This window comes from Thalassospira sp. UBA848, assembly GCF_002295455.1.
GTDB lineage: Bacteria > Pseudomonadota > Alphaproteobacteria > Rhodospirillales > Thalassospiraceae > Thalassospira.
Window position 1 is genome coordinate 13,273 of the sequence record NZ_DBGS01000084.1, and the last position, 17,662, is coordinate 30,934.

Annotated in this window: 14 protein-coding genes; 5 read left to right on the top strand and 9 right to left on the bottom strand. The window is 56.4% G+C overall.

Annotated features, from left to right (window positions below):
• From B2R48_RS11965 to B2R48_RS11975, 3 genes are all read left to right on the top strand, one after another.
• Positions 1-624 (top strand): branched-chain amino acid ABC transporter permease (locus B2R48_RS11965; RefSeq protein WP_297000659.1); only part of this gene is annotated, 624 nt, incomplete at its 5' end.
• A complete protein-coding gene (locus B2R48_RS11970) occupies positions 624-3,203 on the top strand; it encodes a branched-chain amino acid ABC transporter ATP-binding protein/permease (protein WP_297000661.1) in 2,580 nt (859 codons plus the stop codon). The genes B2R48_RS11965 and B2R48_RS11970, both read left to right, overlap by 1 nt.
• Positions 3,196-4,419 (top strand): amidohydrolase family protein, encoded by a 1,224-nt coding sequence (locus B2R48_RS11975; protein ID WP_297000663.1) that lies wholly within the window; start codon positions 3,196-3,198, stop codon positions 4,417-4,419. The genes B2R48_RS11970 and B2R48_RS11975 overlap by 8 nt, the downstream gene beginning before the upstream one ends.
• Before the next feature lie 101 nt (positions 4,420-4,520).
• On the opposite strand, the gene B2R48_RS11980 is transcribed toward B2R48_RS11975, so the two are convergent.
• Positions 4,521-4,754, bottom strand: a complete 234-nt coding sequence (locus B2R48_RS11980; RefSeq protein WP_062955802.1) for a hypothetical protein — start codon at positions 4,752-4,754, stop codon at positions 4,521-4,523.
• A gap of 212 nt (positions 4,755-4,966) precedes the next feature.
• On the opposite strand from B2R48_RS11980, the gene B2R48_RS11985 reads away from it, so the two are divergent.
• Positions 4,967-5,404 (top strand): Lrp/AsnC family transcriptional regulator, encoded by a 438-nt coding sequence (locus B2R48_RS11985; protein WP_062955801.1) that lies wholly within the window; start codon positions 4,967-4,969, stop codon positions 5,402-5,404.
• Positions 5,405-5,580: 176 nt separating this feature from the next.
• Here B2R48_RS11985 and B2R48_RS11990 read toward each other — a convergent pair whose 3' ends face one another.
• From B2R48_RS11990 to B2R48_RS12015, 6 genes are all read right to left on the bottom strand, one after another.
• Positions 5,581-6,654, bottom strand: a complete 1,074-nt coding sequence (locus B2R48_RS11990; RefSeq protein ID WP_297000667.1) for an ABC transporter ATP-binding protein — start codon at positions 6,652-6,654, stop codon at positions 5,581-5,583.
• A 1-nt stretch (position 6,655) separates the two neighbouring features.
• Positions 6,656-8,038 carry an MGH1-like glycoside hydrolase domain-containing protein gene (locus B2R48_RS11995; RefSeq protein WP_297000669.1) on the bottom strand — a complete coding sequence of 461 codons (1,383 nt, stop codon included), beginning with the start codon at positions 8,036-8,038 and terminating at the stop codon, positions 6,656-6,658.
• A gap of 5 nt (positions 8,039-8,043) precedes the next feature.
• On the bottom strand, positions 8,044-9,273 hold the full coding sequence (locus B2R48_RS12000; protein ID WP_213474070.1) for a carbohydrate ABC transporter permease: 1,230 nt from the start codon (positions 9,271-9,273) through the stop codon (positions 8,044-8,046).
• The gene (locus B2R48_RS12005; protein ID WP_297000671.1) at positions 9,273-10,586 is read right to left on the bottom strand and encodes a sugar ABC transporter permease; all 1,314 of its coding nucleotides are present in this window, start codon (positions 10,584-10,586) and stop codon (positions 9,273-9,275) included. The genes B2R48_RS12000 and B2R48_RS12005 overlap by 1 nt, the downstream gene beginning before the upstream one ends.
• A gap of 73 nt (positions 10,587-10,659) precedes the next feature.
• Positions 10,660-12,006 (bottom strand): ABC transporter substrate-binding protein, encoded by a 1,347-nt coding sequence (locus B2R48_RS12010; protein ID WP_297000674.1) that lies wholly within the window; start codon positions 12,004-12,006, stop codon positions 10,660-10,662.
• A complete protein-coding gene (locus B2R48_RS12015; RefSeq protein WP_297000677.1) occupies positions 12,003-13,079 on the bottom strand; it encodes a substrate-binding domain-containing protein in 1,077 nt (358 codons plus the stop codon). Before B2R48_RS12015 ends, B2R48_RS12010 begins: the two co-directional genes overlap by 4 nt.
• Before the next feature lie 613 nt (positions 13,080-13,692).
• On the opposite strand from B2R48_RS12015, the gene B2R48_RS12020 reads away from it, so the two are divergent.
• Positions 13,693-14,856, top strand: a complete 1,164-nt coding sequence (locus tag B2R48_RS12020; protein ID WP_297000680.1) for an MFS transporter — start codon at positions 13,693-13,695, stop codon at positions 14,854-14,856.
• A 126-nt stretch (positions 14,857-14,982) separates the two neighbouring features.
• On the opposite strand, the gene B2R48_RS12025 is transcribed toward B2R48_RS12020, so the two are convergent.
• Both B2R48_RS12025 and nspC read right to left on the bottom strand, forming a co-directional pair.
• Positions 14,983-16,224 carry a saccharopine dehydrogenase family protein gene (locus tag B2R48_RS12025; RefSeq protein WP_297000682.1) on the bottom strand — a complete coding sequence of 414 codons (1,242 nt, stop codon included), beginning with the start codon at positions 16,222-16,224 and terminating at the stop codon, positions 14,983-14,985.
• 78 nt (positions 16,225-16,302) lie between these two features.
• The gene (nspC, locus tag B2R48_RS12030) at positions 16,303-17,400 is read right to left on the bottom strand and encodes a carboxynorspermidine decarboxylase (RefSeq protein ID WP_297000685.1); all 1,098 of its coding nucleotides are present in this window, start codon (positions 17,398-17,400) and stop codon (positions 16,303-16,305) included.
• Positions 17,401-17,662: the final 262 nt, after the last annotated feature.

The window sequence follows — 17,662 nt, forward strand, 5'->3', positions numbered from 1 at the left end:
CGTCCGTTTGCCATTCGCAATTCCGAAGCCTGGCTGATGGCCACTGTCGCGGGCGGTATTTTGCTTGATAACGCGGTACTGTTTACCTTTGGCAACGAACCGCGCACCCTGCCATCCGCCCTTGTTGGCGAAAGCTGGAACGTGTTTGGCACCGGCGTTTACCCGCAACAGATCCTGATCCCGATGGCGGCCATTGGTGTCGCACTCGCACTGCATGCCCTGTTCCGTCATACCCGTCAGGGCCGTGCGCTTTTGGCGGTGGTGCAGAACCTTCAGGCGGCCAAACTGATGGGGATCAACACTACCCTGATGGTGACCGGATCCTTTGCCATTTCATCGATGCTGGCCGGCTGTGCCGGGCTTTTGATTGCGCCGCTGTTCTCGGTGCATTCCGATATGGGCACGCTTTTTGGTCTCAAGGCCTTTGCGGTTGCCATTCTGGGCGGCATGACATCGGCCTATAGCGTGATGTTGGCCGGCTTTATCTATGGCCTGGTTGAGGCCGGTGTGACCACCTATCTCGGATCGTCCTACACCTTCATCGTCGTCTTCGCGCTTGTGATCGCGGTTCTGACCGTCAAACCAAGCGGCCTGTTTGGCCGTGCTGCGATCAAGAAAGTCTGATGATGAAACGCGAAATCAAATTTAAAAATCCGATGCCCAAACTCAATAAATCCATCGCCCTTGATGTGACCATCCTGGCCGCCATCATTACCGGTTTGATCGGTGTCACGATCACGGGCGGCTATACCCAGTTCGTCATCGGCCTTGTCGCCATCACCACGGTTTTGTGTGTGGGGCTGAATGTTTTGTATGGCCTGACCGGGTTGGTGTCGCTTGGGCAGGTCGGGTTCTTTGCCATCGGGGCCTATGCCAGTGCCATTCTGACGCTGGCCGGGCTTAACTTCTGGATGGCGCTGATTGCATCGACCGTGATTGCCGGGTTGGCGGGGTGTGTTTTGGCACTTTCGGCTGTGCGGATGGCGGGGCCGTTCCTTGCCATGGTGACGATTGCCTTTGCCTTTATTGTCGAACATGGCGCGATTGAATGGCGGGCACTGACCGGCGGGCAAAACGGCCTGATGGGTTTCCCGATGCCCGAACTGTTTGGCTATATGTTTAGCGAACGTGATCTTGTGATGCTGTGTGTTGTTCTGGCCGGGGTTGCGCTTTTTGCGTTCCGTCGTTTGGCGACAAGTGGCTGGGGCATGGCAATGACCAGCATGCGCGATGCCGAAATCGCCGCAAGTTCGCTTGGCTATAACGCCTTTGCCGTCAAGGCATCGGGCTTTGCCATTGCGGCGGCTATGGCCGGTCTTGCCGGGGCGTTGTTTGCGCCGCTCATGATGTTTATCGCACCGTCAAACTTCCCGCTTAGCCAGTCGATCCTGTATCTGTTTGCCGTCATTCTGGGCGGCGCGGGCACGGTTCTGGGGCCACTGGTCGGCGCATCGGTTTCGGTCTTGTTGCCCGAACTTCTGGCCGATTTTGCCGAATATCGCCTGCTGATTTTTGGCGGACTTTTGATTGTCGTTTTGCTGATTGCCCCGCGCGGGATTGTCGGCGTGATCGAACGGTTCATTCCGCTGACCAAGCGCGGTGTCACCGCCACCCCGGCGCACGAGATCGAGGCAGGGCTTAAGGATTACGCCAAGTCCGATGGCCTGGTGGTTGAAAACCTGTCCATCGCCTTTGGCGGGGTGAAGGCGGTCAATGATGTGTCCTTTACCGCCAAGCCGGGCGATGTGACATCCATCATTGGCCCGAACGGGGCGGGTAAAACCACGCTTTTGAACATCATCAGCGGGTTTTACAAGCCGACCGAAGGAACTGTGCGCATCGGGGATCAGGATATCGCAGGCAAACCCACCGATTTTGCTGCGCGTAATGGCATTGCGCGCACCTATCAGGCGACCCGCTTGTTTGAAAACATGTCGGTGATCGACAACGTGATTGCCGGTCTTCCGGTTGGCCGGTTTGGCAAGCCGTTCAGTGCGATTGCGTCGGATGCCAACCGCAACCATGCCGCCGGGCTTCTGGCCTTTTGTGGCTATCATGGCGATATTGATGCCCGTGCCGGTGACCTGCCGCATGTTGATCGAAGGCTGGTTGAAATCGCCCGGTCGCTGGCGACCAAGCCCGGTGTGTTGTTGCTGGATGAACCGGCTGCTGGCCTGATGCATGCCGATAAGATGTCCCTGGCGAAATTGCTGCGCCAACTGGCCGATGCCGGGATTACGGTGGTGCTGGTCGAACATGACATGGAAATGGTCATGGGCATTTCCGATCAGATTTTGGCCGTGGATGCCGGAACCCCGATCATCTTTGACACCCCGCAGGCCGTTCAGAACGACCCGCAGGTGATCGCCGCCTATCTTGGTGACGGCGAAATGAAGGCCCGCCCGCGCCCGATCCCGTTTGAGGCCGGGGACTCCCCGGTGATTGAAACGCTGCGCCTGACGGCTGGATATGGTGCCGCACCGGTTCTGCATTCCGTGGACCTCAAGGTCCGTCAGGGCGAAATGGTTGCGCTTCTGGGGGCAAACGGTGCAGGCAAGTCGACCTTCCTGACCGCACTGGCCGGATTGCTCCGCCCCGTGGATGGCAAGATCGTTCTCAATAACGAATATATCCATGATCTTGCCCCGCATCAGATCGTGGAACAGGGCTTGGTTCTGGTGCCCGAAGGCCGTCAGGTCTTCCCGGAACTGACCGTGCGCGAAAACATCGAACTGGGGGCCTATAAGCAACCCAAACCTGTCAGTTCGGATGAACTTGAAGCCATCCTGAACCGCTTCCCGCGTCTGCGCGATCGCATCAACAGCCAGGCTGGTCTTTTGTCCGGGGGCGAACAGCAAATGATGGCGATTGCCCGTGGACTGGTCGCCAAGCCAAAGGCGCTGCTGCTTGATGAACCATCGCTTGGTCTGGCCCCTGCCATGGTCGAGGAACTCTATGCCATTCTCGGCGAATTGCGTGACGAGGGTGTCACCATCCTTCTGGTCGATCAGATGGCGACCATGGCGCTTTCGGTGGCCGATTATGCCTATGTCCTTGAACAGGGGCAGGTGGTTGCCAAAGGCAAGGCATCCGAGCTGAGAGAAGATGAACGCCTGATTGCCGCCTATTTGGGTGGTGCCGAACAGGGCGATAAAGCCCCCAACGATAAAAACCCGGAACTGGGAGCACACGAGAATGCTTGACTACCTGGTGAGGAACGCCTGCCTGAATGGTGAGAACGCGCTTGTCGATCTTGCCGTGGCGGATGGAAAAATTGTCCAAATTGCCCAGTCGATTACGGGCGATGCGCCAAGTTTTGATGCAGCGGGCCAACTGATCAGCTGCGGCTTTGTGGAAAGTCACATCCACCTTGATAAGGCCTGTATCCTTGACCGTGCCAAAAACGAAACCGGCACGCTTCAGGGCGCGATCAGTGCGGTCGCCAACGCCAAAAGCGGCTTTACCGAGGATGACATTTACGCCCGCGGTGTCCGCGTCATTGAAAAGGCAATTACCGAGGGCACCAATGCGGTGCGCACCCATGTCGAAATTGATCCGGGCATCGGCTTGGCGGGCTTTAACGCCATCAAGCGGCTTAAGGCCGATTATGCCTGGGCAATGGATATCGAGATTTGCGTCTTCCCCCAGGAAGGCCTGTTTAACTATCCCGGGACCGAGGAACTGTTGCGCCAGGCATTGGACAATGGTGCCGATCTTCTGGGCGGTTGTCCCTATATGGATACCGATCCACATGGCCAGATCCTGCGCCTGTTTGAAATGGCGCGCGACTATGATGTCGATCTGGATTTCCATCTTGATTTTGATCTGGATGCCAGCTGGCGGCATTTGGATGAAGTCGCCAAGCAATCCATCGCCTTTGGCTGGCAGGGCCGCGTGATGATCGGGCATGTGACCAAATTGTCGGTGCTGCCCAAACCCGAACTTGATGACACGATTGCCATCATGCGCGATGCCGGGATCGGCCTGACCGTGTTGCCCGCAACCGACCTTTTTCTGACCGGGCGCGATCACGATCATTCAGTCCCCTGTGGTGTTGCGCCGGCGCACAAGCTTGCCGCCCATGGCGTGTGCTGCACGATTGCAACCAATAATGTGCTGAACCCGTTTACGCCCTACGGCGATTGTTCGCTGTCGCGCATGGCAAATCTGTATGCCAATGTCAGTCAGCTCGCGACCGAGGCCGAACTTGAAAACTGCTTTGCCATGGTGTCCGACGCCCCGGCCAAACTTCTGGGTCGCTCCAGCAAAATCGCGGTCGGCGAAGCCGCAAGCTTCATCGTCCTGCCCGCCCAAAGCCGCGCACAAGTGGTCTCGGAAATCAGTCGCCCGATCTGGGGCATGAAAGAAGGGCGCGTAACGTTCGAGCATCCGGCGGCCCGCCTGTTTAAACCCGCATGAAAACCACAGCGTTCTGGAACGCAAAAAGCCTGTCCGTGCAGTAAGGCACCGACAGGCTTTTTTGTGCACAGGGTGGGGTACCTGTTTTTGGGGAATTGGGCTTATCTCGGCAGGTGGCCGTGTTCGCAGACGAATGCGACGTCTTTGCGGTCAATGCCGATGTCTTCAAGCACTTCGCGCGGGGCATTGCGCAGCATTTCCGCATCACGGGCGACCTTGTAGGCCAGCGCCCATTTGCGCGAAAAAAGAACGAGCCAGCGCCAGATGGTTACGCCTGATACCGGCGCGACATTGGTGGTGGCGGCGAGGGATCCATTTGTAAACTGTGCTGGCATGATGCTGGCTCATGAGTTTGTTTGCTAATAAGGGGTCAAAGTTTCCTTCGAACCCGCAAACAATCTACGCCTCGTTTATGTGAAACAGTGCGCAAAGTTCGCAAATCTGTGCGACATTTTCGCAAAGATCTGGCAAAAACGATTTTCTTTCGCTGTCGGCTTCGGTCATGTTTATCCGAAGGATGTTACAGCGTCGTTTGGGATATTGAACCTTGGCGGAACTCGATAAATTTGACTATCGCCTGCTGGAATTATTGCAGGAAAACAGTCGGTTAACAGGTAATGAGCTGTCCGCGAAAGTTGGCCTTTCATCGGCAGCCTGTTTGCGCCGGGTGCAGCGCCTGCGTGAAACCGGGGTGATTGAACGTGATGTCGCGATCGTATCACCCAAGGTATTTGGCAAGAAGATGATGGTGATCGTGCTTCTGACCATGGAGCGCGACCGCCCGGATCGTTACATGCTGATGCGCGAAGAATTCGGCAGAATGCCTGAAGTTGTGCAGTGTCATCATGTGACAGGGGCGCATGATTTTGTGCTGCGTATTCAGGTCAGCGACATGGAAGAATACAGCGCCTTTGTCGACCGGGTGTTTCATGAACCCTATATCAAACGCTATGAAAGTCTGGCGGTTCTGGGGTCGCTGAAATAGCGCAAAAAGGGGGTTTTGCATTTTTCAATTAAATTGAAGAATGCAACCCATTATTCAAAATAAGTTAAAGATCAGACCGCAAGCGCCCGCCCGACGCGACAGGCATATTTGCCGTCATTTTAATTGTATGAGGATTTAAAACGTGCCCGGATCGGAAATCCGGCATGCGCGTTTTGTCATGCCGGGATGGTTTTTTCGGATGCGTCGAACAGATGCACATCGCCGGATGCGAAATGCAGCCCGACGGTATCGCCCACGCCCGCGTCGGAATGACCAACGATGCGAACCGTGAACAGACCGACATCGGGGACATTGACATAGGCAAAGCTGTCGGAGCCGAGATGTTCCATGACATCGATCTGGCCGGTCAGGATGGCCTTTGAGGTATCATTGGCGTCACCGGCATCACAGAGCGCCATATGTTCCGGGCGAATGCCCATCTTGGTGGCACCTTCGGTATTGCGGGCAATATCGGATGTGTTGCCATTGCCAAAGGTAAGCTGCGTGCCCGTCCCCGTGCAGTCGACCACATTCATTTTCGGCGAGCCGATAAACTGGGCGACAAACAGGTTGCCCGGATGGCGGTAGAGATCAAGTGGCGTTCCGATCTGTTCGATCTGGCCGGCCTGCAGAACAACGATCTTGTCGGCAAGCGTCATGGCCTCGACCTGGTCATGGGTGACATAGACCATGGTGGCACCGAGTTTCTGGTGCAGGCGGGCGATTTCAAGACGCATTTCAACGCGCAAAGCCGCATCAAGGTTCGAGAGCGGTTCGTCAAACAGGAAGGCGCGCGGTTCGCGGACAATCGCGCGGCCAATCGCCACACGCTGGCGCTGACCGCCTGACAGTGCCTTGGGTTTACGATCCAGATAGTCTTCGAGTTTGAGCGTTGCGGCGGCTTCATCGACCTTTTGGGTGATTTCGGCCTTGGGCATGCCGGCAACGGTCAGGGCAAAGCCCATATTTTCGCGCACCGATTTGTGCGGATAGAGCGCATAGGACTGAAACACCATCGAGAGTTCACGTTCGGCCGGTGGTTTGCCGGTGACGTCATCGCCATCAATCAGGATCTGGCCATCGGATGCTTCGACAAGTCCCGAAATCAGCCGCAGCAATGTTGATTTGCCACAGCCGGACGGGCCGACAAAAATCACCAGCTCGCCTTCATTGATTTGAAGGTCGATGCCCTTGATGACATCAACCCCGCCAAATGATTTGCGGATGCCTTTAAGTTCGATCTGGCCCATTTTATGTGTTCTCCTGATCTGCGGTGCCGGTTGGTGAGGCTGATGGTGCGGTCGATGGGGACAGGCGGGACGCGATTGGCAAGGCTTCGGGACGGGCCGCCCAATAAAGCGACATGGATGCCGTCCACGAAAAGTCCGTGCCCCCGCCGCCACGACCGGTCACCGGGCAGAAATATTCGCGAAATTCCGAAAGTTCGATAAGGGACTGCGTGTCACGCCGGATGCGATCGGCAAGGTCGAGTTCGCCATGCTCAGACAATCCGGTGGCGATCATCCAGTTGACCATGGCCCAGACCGGACCGCGCCAATAGCGAATGGAATCAAACAGTTCGTGGCCGGGATCAAAGCTTGGAACGCTGTGTTCGACCTGCGAAATCCAATGGGTAAGCGTTGCGGCCATCTTGCCCGCACGGGCCGGTTCGACCGCGCCAGCGAACAGGGCAAGCCAGCTTCCCGATGTCAGGCCAGTGGCGTGTTCATCGCGACGCAAATCAAGCGTGACATAGCCGCCGACGGTTTCTGACCAAAGCTGTTCAAACCCGGCATCCAAGCGGGCAAGGCGGGCTTTGGCGCGGGCGGCGATATCATCCTGCCCCAGAAGCGTTGCCATATTGATCAGATCGCGTTCGGCCCGGCGCAATATGGCATTCATGCCCGGTTCAGCGACCCAGAACGGGCAATCGCGGGCAATGATTTCTGTATCCCAATTGCAATCACGACCAAATCTGACCAGCGCCATGTAGTGATCATAGTCGTCGTTTTTCGGACGTTCGTCCTGATTGACGATATCGGTGTCGCGGCGGTGATAGGTGCCAACCCCTGTGGTATCGATGAAGGATAAGGGGCGATCCCAGTCGGGCAGATTATCGCGGCCACTTTCCCACGGATGCATGATCGCAACCACACCGCGCCCATCCGGGTCACGGGCATCAAGGAACCATTGATGCCAGCGATCAAGTTTGGACAGAAGTTTTGCCGCCCGGTCGCGATGGGCAGCAATGTCTTCGGCCAGAAGCCGTTCGATCACGGTTGCCGCCACCGGGGGCTGGGTGATGCCCGATGTCGGGGGCGTGTTGGCGATGTCGGTCGTGCCCCACTGTTCCGGTCCGGGGAAGTAGCTTTTTTCCTCTTTCCAGAAAATGATGTGCGGCACCATGCCGTTGTCCCATTGGGCGGAAAGCAGGCTTTCGACTTCCTGCCAGGCACGATCGGGATCAAAGACGGAAAAGCCAAGGGCAACCAGCGCGCTATCCCAGTTCCACTGGAACGGATAGAGCTTGGCACTTGGCACCGTATAGCCGCCGCGATCATTGCCAAGCAGGATGTCGGCCGCACGTCTGTTAGTACCGGTAAGCTGATCGAGTGAAAGGCGGATCCGGCTCATCTGGCTCATCCCTTGACGCTCCCGGCGGTGAGGCCCTGCACAAGGAAGCGTTCAAACCACAGGAAGATGACAAGGATCGGAACCGTTGCGATCACCGCACCGGCCATCAGATGTTGGCGCGGAACTTCGGATGAATTGAGCGACACCACGCCACGTGACAGGGTAAAGATGTCGGGATCATCGAGGAACATGAAGGCAAACAGGAATTCGTTCCAGGCGATCATGAAGACATAAAGCGACACCGATGCCAGGGCCGGCAAGGCAAGTGGCAGTGTGATTTTCCAGATCACGCCAAAGCGCGACAGACCATCCATCAAACCGGCTTCTTCCAGTTCGGCCGGAAGGCCGCGGAAATAGCCCTGAAGCATATAAAGGGCCACGGGCACCGTGGTGGCCGGATAGACGATCAGCAGGCCAACCACCGTATTGCGCAGGCCAAGCTGACTGAACACGGCATAAAGCGGGATGACCAGAACGATCATCGGCACCAGATAGATCAGCAGGATCGAGCTTGAAAGCACCGTCTGTCCGGGAAATTTCAAACGCGCCACCGCATAGGCGCCGGGGATCGAAAAGGCCAGCGTGATCACAACGGTGCAGACCGACACGATGGTCGAAATCAGAAGGAAGCGGCCAAAATTGAACTTGGTGAACAGTTCGACATAGCTGTCAAACAGGCTGGCAGCACCCTGTGTCAGATCAATCGACAGATCCAGCGGGTTCAGGAACAGATCCTGCTGGTTTTTCAGGCTGGTCATCACCATCACATAGAAGGGCAGGATGACGATCACGCTAAAGAACACAAAGCCAAAGCCCTTGAGTGTGCGGACAATCACCAGATCAATCTTGTAGCGTTTGAGCATGCCCGACTGAATATCAATCAGGACTGCGCGGTTGGCAAAGGTCACGGCAAGCGCGATCAGCCCGACGCCGAAGGCCTGAATAAGCGAACTTTCAGATAAGGCCAGACTGAAAGGTGCGCCAAAGGATACCAGCATCATCGAGACGATCACGGCAGCAAAGGCGACAAGGTAAAGCCCCGGTGTGCGATCTGCGGGCGCGCGCAGCATGATGATGGCAGCATTGACCGCCCCGCCAAGTGCACCTGCCGAAATGATCGGTGTGGCCGGAAGGCCGGTGATCAGGGTCAATGAAATGCCGGTGAGGGCAACGGCAATCGTGCCCCAAAGCAATCCGGTCAGAAGACCCAGAAGAAGACCCGTACCGATACGCATTACGAATCCTCCCGATGGACGAATTTGAAATAGAACACGGCAAAGACCAGAAGCAGGATAAAGATGGCAACTGCCACTGCCGCCCCGGCGCCGAGATTGGACAGGGCAAAGCCCTGTTCATAGACATCGACCGTCAGCGTGCGCGTGCCCGCCGCCCCGCCGGTCAGAAGGAAGATGTCGTCGAACTTGTTGAACGTCCAAATGAAGCGCAGCAGGAACAGGGTCGACAGGATCCCCAGAAGTTGCGGCAGGGAAATGTGCCAGAACTGTTGCAAGGGCGTGGCGCCATCGACCTCGGCGGCTTCGTACATGTCAGATGAAATCGACTGCATCCGGGCCAGAATGAACAGGAAGGACAGCGGGAAGTAGCGCCAGGCCTCAAAGGCAATCACGGTTGCCAAGGCCAGCGGGAAATCGATGGTCAGGCCGAAAACATCAATAGGAATGTCGCGCTGACCAAAGAAGTTTACGCCTTCATCCGCGATGTTCATGCGCTGCAAGATGGCATTGAAGGTGCCGTTGAACGGGTCAAGCAGGATGACCCATGTAAAGGCAACGGCAATGACCGGTGCGACATAGGGAAACAGGAAAAGCCCGCGAATGATCGACCGTCCGGCAAAGGGTTTGTTGAGCATTTGCGCGGCAAACAGGCCCAGCACCAATGCGCCCAAAGTGCCAAAGACGGTATAGGTGATCGTCACCCACAGCACCGACCAGAATTCGCGGGAATCAAAAATTCGCGCGAAGTTTTCCAGGGTGAATTCGTTATTGGTCAAAATGTTTTCAGCCGTGCCGGTGACGGTTGGTTCGCTGTCACGCGGCGAGACAGGGTTGGCGGCAAACGTTTCATCCGCCACAGCGGTCATTTTCAGTCGGGTGCGTTCCCCGGCCGGAAGGCCATCAAGGGCGCAGCGGACCGCAGCCCCCGTGACGGTACAAACATCCCCCGGATCAATGACCGTAATGCCCGCGGGCAATGTATCGGTCAGGACGACGTCGGTAATGTCGCCTTTGCGCGATGAATTGCGCATGCGGTACTGGATTTCAAATTCCTGCCCGGCAACATCGAAATCCCCCCGCACGCGTTCGGACACAACAGGGGTTGGCGGGCGCAAGTCAGACAATGTGACCGGCTTGACCGAAATCCAGAAATTGGCAAGCAACGGAAACAGGACGATGCCCATCACAATCAGAAATGTCGGGGCCAGCATCCACAGCGCAAGCCGCGCTTCGCGCCGCGCCATCGGGCCGAGCCCGGCTTTTCGACCGTTGGGGGGTGCGGTTGCCGGGGATGTCTTGGTTGTTCGGGACATCGTCATCGTCTTGCTATCCGTTGTGAAATTCGGAGTCCGGGGCGCTGGTTCAAGCGCCCCGGATCAGGATCGCTTAGTTGATAGCGGCGATTTCCTCGTTGATCAGGTCCGCCGTTTCCGATGCGTCACGTTCGCCGTCGATATATTCACGGACGAGACGGTTGATCACCTGACTGTTGATGATGCGCGATGCCATGGCCAATTGACCTTCGGCGACACCCCAACGGTTTGCGGTTTCAAGGCCGGAAACGATGTCGGTGATGACGGCCGGGTCATAAAGCTCTGACAGCGGCTTTTTGCGATCAACACCAACCGGTAGGGTCGACCATGCCTTGACAAATTTCTCGGGATCTTCGGCAGTGCCATGACGGACCGGGAATTTGCCTTCGGGTGCGATGGAAAGCGTGCTGGTGTAGCCTTCATCCAGCGAGAATTTGACGAATTCTTCCGCCGGGTCGGTATCAGCATCGTTGGTGATGCCGAAATAGCGAATGTCACCCCATGCCGCGCCATTCGGATTGGACGGGCCCATCAGGCGGGTGACAACACCGGTTTTCGATGCCAGTTCGCCCGAGGTCGGGTCATTGTTGATGGTGGGCGGGGCGCTGTCGCGCAGGCCTGCCAGTTCATCAAGGATGAAGGGTGACCAGATGATCATGGCCGCCTTGCCCGCGAAATAGACTTCACGTGACTGTTTCCAGTACAGATCCCCCGGTGGTGACGCCTTGGCGAGTTTTTTATAAAACTCAAGCGCCTCGACGAGCTTTGCCTTGTCAAAGCCGACCGAGCCATCGGCGGCAACCGGGGTTGCGCCGTTTGCCAGGAAGACATGTTCAAGAACCTGGCTCATGAAGTTTTCGTCAATTTTGGTTGCAGCGACAAAGCCGTACATTTCGGGCGGGTTGTGCAGTGCCTCGATGGCCTTGACGATATTGCCATAGGTGTTGGGGGCCTCAAGACCGGCTTCGTCAAACAGGTCCTTGCGATAAAGCACCATCTGCGTCCAGCCATCAGACGGTACAGCGGCGACTTCGCCATCGAAATCGGCCATGCCAAGGGCTGCGGGTGCAAAGGTATCCTTGCCCAGCTGATTGACGACTTCGTTGTTGGCTTCGGTATCGAGGATGCCGGCCTCGGACCAGGGCAGGACATATTGCAGGGTCAGATAAATGACGTCTGGCAAATCACCGGCGGCATAGGCCGCGGTGGCGCGGGTTCCGAGTTCGGTTTCCGTGACCGGAATGACTTCAACAGAAGTGCCGGTTTTGGCTTCGAACGCCTTGGCCATTTCTTCTTGTTTGGCCAGTCGTTCGGGTTGTTCTTCGGTGGTCCAGAAGCGCAGTTGCGCACTTGCCATGCTGGTCGAGATCAGCAGGCCAGCCGCAGCAAGCGTTAAAGCACGCGTAAACCTTGTTTTCATGAGATGCCTCCCTTGGCATTTTCTGCCAGTTTCGTTACTGGCGGGTTGGCTGACCCACGGACGGTCAGCGATGCTTCCCACAGGATTTGGGAAAATTCCGATGCAGGTTCGTTGGCCTGCGAAACAACGATCCGGCCGACTTCGCGGCCGATCTGATAGCTGGCCTGCGACATGGTCGTCAGGCCGGGATGGATGGCTTCGCCCATGGGCAGGCCATCAAAACCGATCACGGACATTTCCGATCCGACGTCGATACCGGCATGCGCCAATGCGTGCATTGCCCCAATGGCAACCGCATCGGTGACGCACAGAAGGGCGGTCGGACGATCCGGGTGTTTTAGGATTTCTGAAACCGCATCGCGCGCGGCCAGTTCGTTGGTGATGCCGTCATGCAGATAGCCCGATGGAAGATCGCAACCATTGGCCCTGACTGCGGCAAGATAGCCGGCGCGTCGTTGCCATGCGTAATTGAGTTCAGGATCGCCGCCAAGAAACGCGATCTTGCGATGTCCAAGACCGACAAGGTAATTCACGGCATCTACAAAGGCCTTTTCGTTGTCGATATCAAGCCATGCATAGTCTTCGCAGTTTTCGGTACGCCCCTGGGCCACAAATGGGATGTGGGATGTGCGCAAAAAATCGATGCGGGGATCATGGCGTTTGGTGCGCGCAACAACAAATCCGCCGACCTTGGCTGAGCGGATCAGGCGGTCCATGACTTCGACCTCGTCATGACCATCGGGAACGGCGGAGACCAGCAAGTCCCAGTCAGAAAGCGCAAGTTCGGTGGCAAGACCATCGAGAATTTCGGCCAGAAACGGATCAATCTGATGGCCGTCGCGGGCGGGCAGGACAAAGCCGATGGTTTCGACCACGCCACGGGCAAGACGCCGTGCGGTGGTCGAGGGGCGATAGCCCAGCTCATCGGCGGCCTTGCGGACACGGGCGACGGTCTTTGCGGCGATATCGGGATAATTGTTGAGCGCGCGCGAAACGGTTCCCTCGGACAAACCAAGATGTTTGGCCAGCCGGGCAATCGACATGGTTTCGTTTTGCTTCCGAACGCGCGGCACGGAACCTCCCTGATGCTTTTCACCGCCTTTTTGACGGTGTTTGGTGTTCCGAAACCGCTTTCGGAACAGGAAAACGCTATCCGAAACCGCTTTCGGTTGTCAAACAGTTGATTTTGAACGATTTATTTTGCGGCGCGGTAGGGTTTTAAGCTATCCGCAAGGGTGGGGTGTTTTCAGAAAAATTTGGCGCTACCAGTCTGTCGTGATGCGCCTTTATCCAATGGTATTGTTTTTGGGCGCTGGTTGTTTTGTGCGACGCACTATGCGGGGTGGGATGTGCCCAAGGCGTCATTTCCTGACCTTGTGGTCAGGACTCGATAACATTCATGATCAGCTACCGGAACATTGAAGACGGGGGCACTCCTTTGCTGATTATTCACAAACCCCAGGGCCCTCAAGCGTCGTCATTTCGGGCGGAGCGAAGCGCAGACCCGGAATCCACAGCGGTTCGAATGGCGGGGGATTCCCGCCTTCGCGGGAATGACGATCTCCGAAAGGGGATTGTCCCCTTTTTGCTTTTATCGTTTGAGGCATGCCTTGAAGTCAGGGCTTGGTTTTATCTGCTAAGTATCGAATTGCCTTGCCTAAAACAGGGCAAATCATATCACATAGCATGATGACTGACCAAAATGCCGAGATTAATCCGAATGCCATTGCGCAAGTGAAGGTTCTGGCCTTGCTTGGCGCGGTGTTGCTTGTCGGGTCGAATTCGTTTGTTTTAAGCCCGATCCTGTCAGAAGTGGCGGCCGGGCTTTCGACGCAGACCTATCATGTGGCCTGGGCGATTTCGGCGTTCGGGGCGGCGACGGCCCTGTCGGCGCTGACCCTGGCCGGGATGATTGACCGGATGTCGGTCGGGCGTGTTTTGGGCGGTGCGGCTCTTTTACTCGCGGTGGCGCAGGTTTCAAGCGGGTTGAGCCAGCATTGGATTTGGTTGTGTCTGTCACAGGCGCTGGCCGGGGTGGCCGTTGGTGTGTTGTTGCCGGGATCCTATGCCACGGTCACCGCCACAGCCCCCAAGGGGCGCGAGGCCGCGCGGCTTGGTGTGGTTCTGACCGGGTGGGCGTTATCGTTGGTGGTGGCAGTCCCCGCCGCAGCGTTCATTACCGAGCAATTTGGCTGGCGGATGGTTTATTTCCTGATGGCCGGGTTGTCGGTCCTGGTGGCCGGTATTCTGGTGATGTTGCTGTCGGATGTGCGCGGCGGAATGAGCACGCGGACATCGCCCTTGCGCGCATTTCGGTTGCCGGGGGTTTGGCAGTTACTGGCGGTGATGCTGGTTTATATGACCGCGTTTTACGGCTGTTTTGCGTTTTTCGGGGTGGGTGTGCGCACGGCCTTTGACCTGTCAGCGCAGGGCAGCGGTATGTTTGTTATGGCCTATGGCGTGGGGTTTGGCGTCATGGGATTTGTTTTGGGGGTGATATCGCCCAAAATTACCCGGGGGTATTTGTGTCTGGTGTTGCTGGCGATTGCGACGAGCTATGCCACCTGGGGATTGACCCTGCAAAGCGAGATCAGCGCCATGGCGGGTACTGCCATCTGGGGGATGCTTAATCAACTTGGCCTGAATGCGATGGTGGTGTCGCTTAACCGTCAGGCGTCCGATGCGCGCGGGGCGGTGATGGGGCTGAATAGTGCGGTGACCTATTCAGCGGTGTTTGCCGGGCCGATGATCATGGGGCCGATTTATGCCGGGTTCGGCTTTGCCGCCGTGGCCGGGTTTGGAGCCGTTCTGGTGATGTGTGGTGTGATCGTGAGTTGGCGACGCGCTTGAGATCTGGAAACCATATCGGTTCGAATGGCTGGGGATTCCGGCCTGCGCGGGAATGACGACCTTATCAGAAATGCAAAATGGCGGGTCGAAACCCGCCATTTTCGTTTGTCTATCTGAGCGTATCGCTTAGGAGAAGTCGAGCGCGCGGTCGCCGTTGGCGTCCTTGATGCGGGTCGGAAGACCCATGCCGTTCAGCAGGTTGAGGAACGGTTTGGATGGCAGTTCTTCGACGTTTGCCATCTTTTTCACGTCCCACTCGCCGGTTGCGATCAGCATCGCAGCCGCGACCGGCGGCACACCGGCAGTATAGGAAATGCCCTGGCTTCCGACTTCGTTATAGGCGTCCTTGTGATCCGCCACGTTATAGATCAGAACTTCGGTTTCCTTGCCGTCCTTCGTACCCTTGACCAGATCACCGATGCAGGTCTTGCCGGTATAGTCCGGTGCCAAGGAGCTTGGATCCGGCAGGCAGGCCTTGACGACCTTGAGCGGCACGACTTCGAGGCCCTCGGCGGTGGTGACAGGTTTTTCTGACAGCAGGCCGATATTGTTCAGGACCGTGAAGACATTGACGTAGTGATCGCCAAAGCCCATCCAGAAGCGGACGTTGGGCACGTCAAGGTTCTGGGACAGGGAATGGACTTCGTCATGGCCGGTCATGAAGGTCTGGCTTTCGCCGACAACCGGCATGTCCCAGATCTTTTTGACTTCGAACATCTTGTTGGCCTGCCACTGGCTGTCCTGCCAGGAATAGACCGTGCCGGTGAATTCGCGGAAGTTGATTTCCGGGTCGAAGTTGGTGGCAAAGTATTTGCCGTGGCTGCCGGCATTGATGTCGATGATGTCGATCGAGTCAATTTTATCGAAGTAATCTTCGACAGCCAGTTTGGCATAGGCGTTCACCACACCCGGATCGAAGCCGACACCAAGGATTGCGGTCGTGCCAGCGGCTTCGCATTCTTCGCGGCGCTTCCATTCATAGTTGGCATACCATGGCGGGGTTTCGCAGATTTTGTCCTGCTCTTCATGGATGGCGGTATCGAGATAGGCGACACCGGTTTTGATGCAGGCCGACATGACCGGCATGTTGATAAAGGCAGAGCCGACATTAATGACGATCTGGCAGCCGGTTTTTTCGATCAGGGCCGCGGTTGCATCGACATCGGTCGCATCCAGGGCGTGACCTTCAAGAACGCCTTTCTCTTTAAGGTTTTTCTTTTCGTGGATGCTGTCGATGATGGACTGGCACTTTGATGCCGTACGCGATGCGATATGAATATCGCCAAGCACGTCATTATGCTGTGCGCATTTATGTGCAACGACCTGGGCGACGCCACCTGCGCCGATAATCAGAACATTCTTTTTCATGTCGGGCCAAAAACTCCCCTGTTTTGAGAGGTGGGGAAACACTTCCCCGGTTCGCTATGAAAACTGCGCTTTCGTGTTTTACGAAAGGCTCGAAACGTAGTCGTCAAAGGTGAACTCACGCACAACGCGCTCTGTTCCATCGAGTTCCCGGATCACGATGGACGGCATGCCGACCCCGTTAAACCAGTTCTTTTTGACCATGGTGTAACCGGCCGCATCCTGAATGGAGATACGGTCGCCGACCTTGATCTCGTTTTCGAAATCAAATTCGCCAAATACGTCACCCGCAAGGCACGATTTGCCACAGATCATGTAGGGATGATCACCCGTGTTCGGCAGGACCTTGGCATTTTCGCGATAGATCAGAAGATCGAGCATGTGGGCTTCGATCGAGCTATCGACGATGGCAAGGTTCTTGCCGTTAAACAGGGTATCGAGCACCGTGACCTCAAGGGTGGTGCTGTTGGTGATCGATGCTTCGCCGGGTTCGAGATAGACCTGCACGCCGAACTTTTCGGAAAATGCCTTGAGTCGTGCACAGAATTTATCAAGCGGGTAGTCTTCGCCGGTGAAATGAATGCCGCCACCGAGGCTGACCCATTCAACACGTGACAGAAGCGTTCCGAATTTTTCTTCGATATCGGTCAGCATGCGATCAAACAGATCGAAGTCTTCGTTCTCGCAATTGTTGTGGATCATGAAGCCGGAGATTTGATCCATCACCGCTTCGACCTTGGCGACATCCCATTCGCCCAGACGTGAAAACGGGCGGGCCGGGTCCGCCAGATCAAAGCTTGAGGTCGAGACCTGCGGGTTCAGGCGAAGCCCGCGCACAATGCCCGATGCCTGATCGGCAAAGCGGGTCAGCTGGCCGATGGAATTGAAGATGATCTTGTCAGCATTTTCGATGACTTCGGAAATCTCGTCATCGGAATAGGCGACACTGTAGGCATGGGTTTCCTTGCCGAATTTCTTGCGGCCCAGCTTGACCTCATACAGTGACGAAGACGTCGTGCCATCCATGTAGTCCGACATGAAATCAAACACCGACCAGGTCGCAAAGCATTTCAGTGCAAGCAACGCCTTGGCACCGGAATGCGCACGCACATAGGCGATCTTTTCCATGTTGCGCAGCAGCTTGGACTTGTCGATCAGGTAATAGGGCGTTGCGGGCATGGGCGGCTCTCTACAACTATGTCACAGGGAATGCGGATGAACTCGGAATACGCGATCAGGCGTCTTTTGTTCCGGGTAGTGGCAAAATCACCATTCAGGTGGAAGGCACGCGGCTTCTAGTGGTCAGCCTGACGGTGTGTCATCCAATAGACGGAGACAGATAAACTGTATTCATTCATCAGATGCCTCCATCTTGCGGGTTTTGCCAGAATGCGCAGGCCTTCAATTGATGTGCTGCGCTACGATACATGTATTTGCCGCG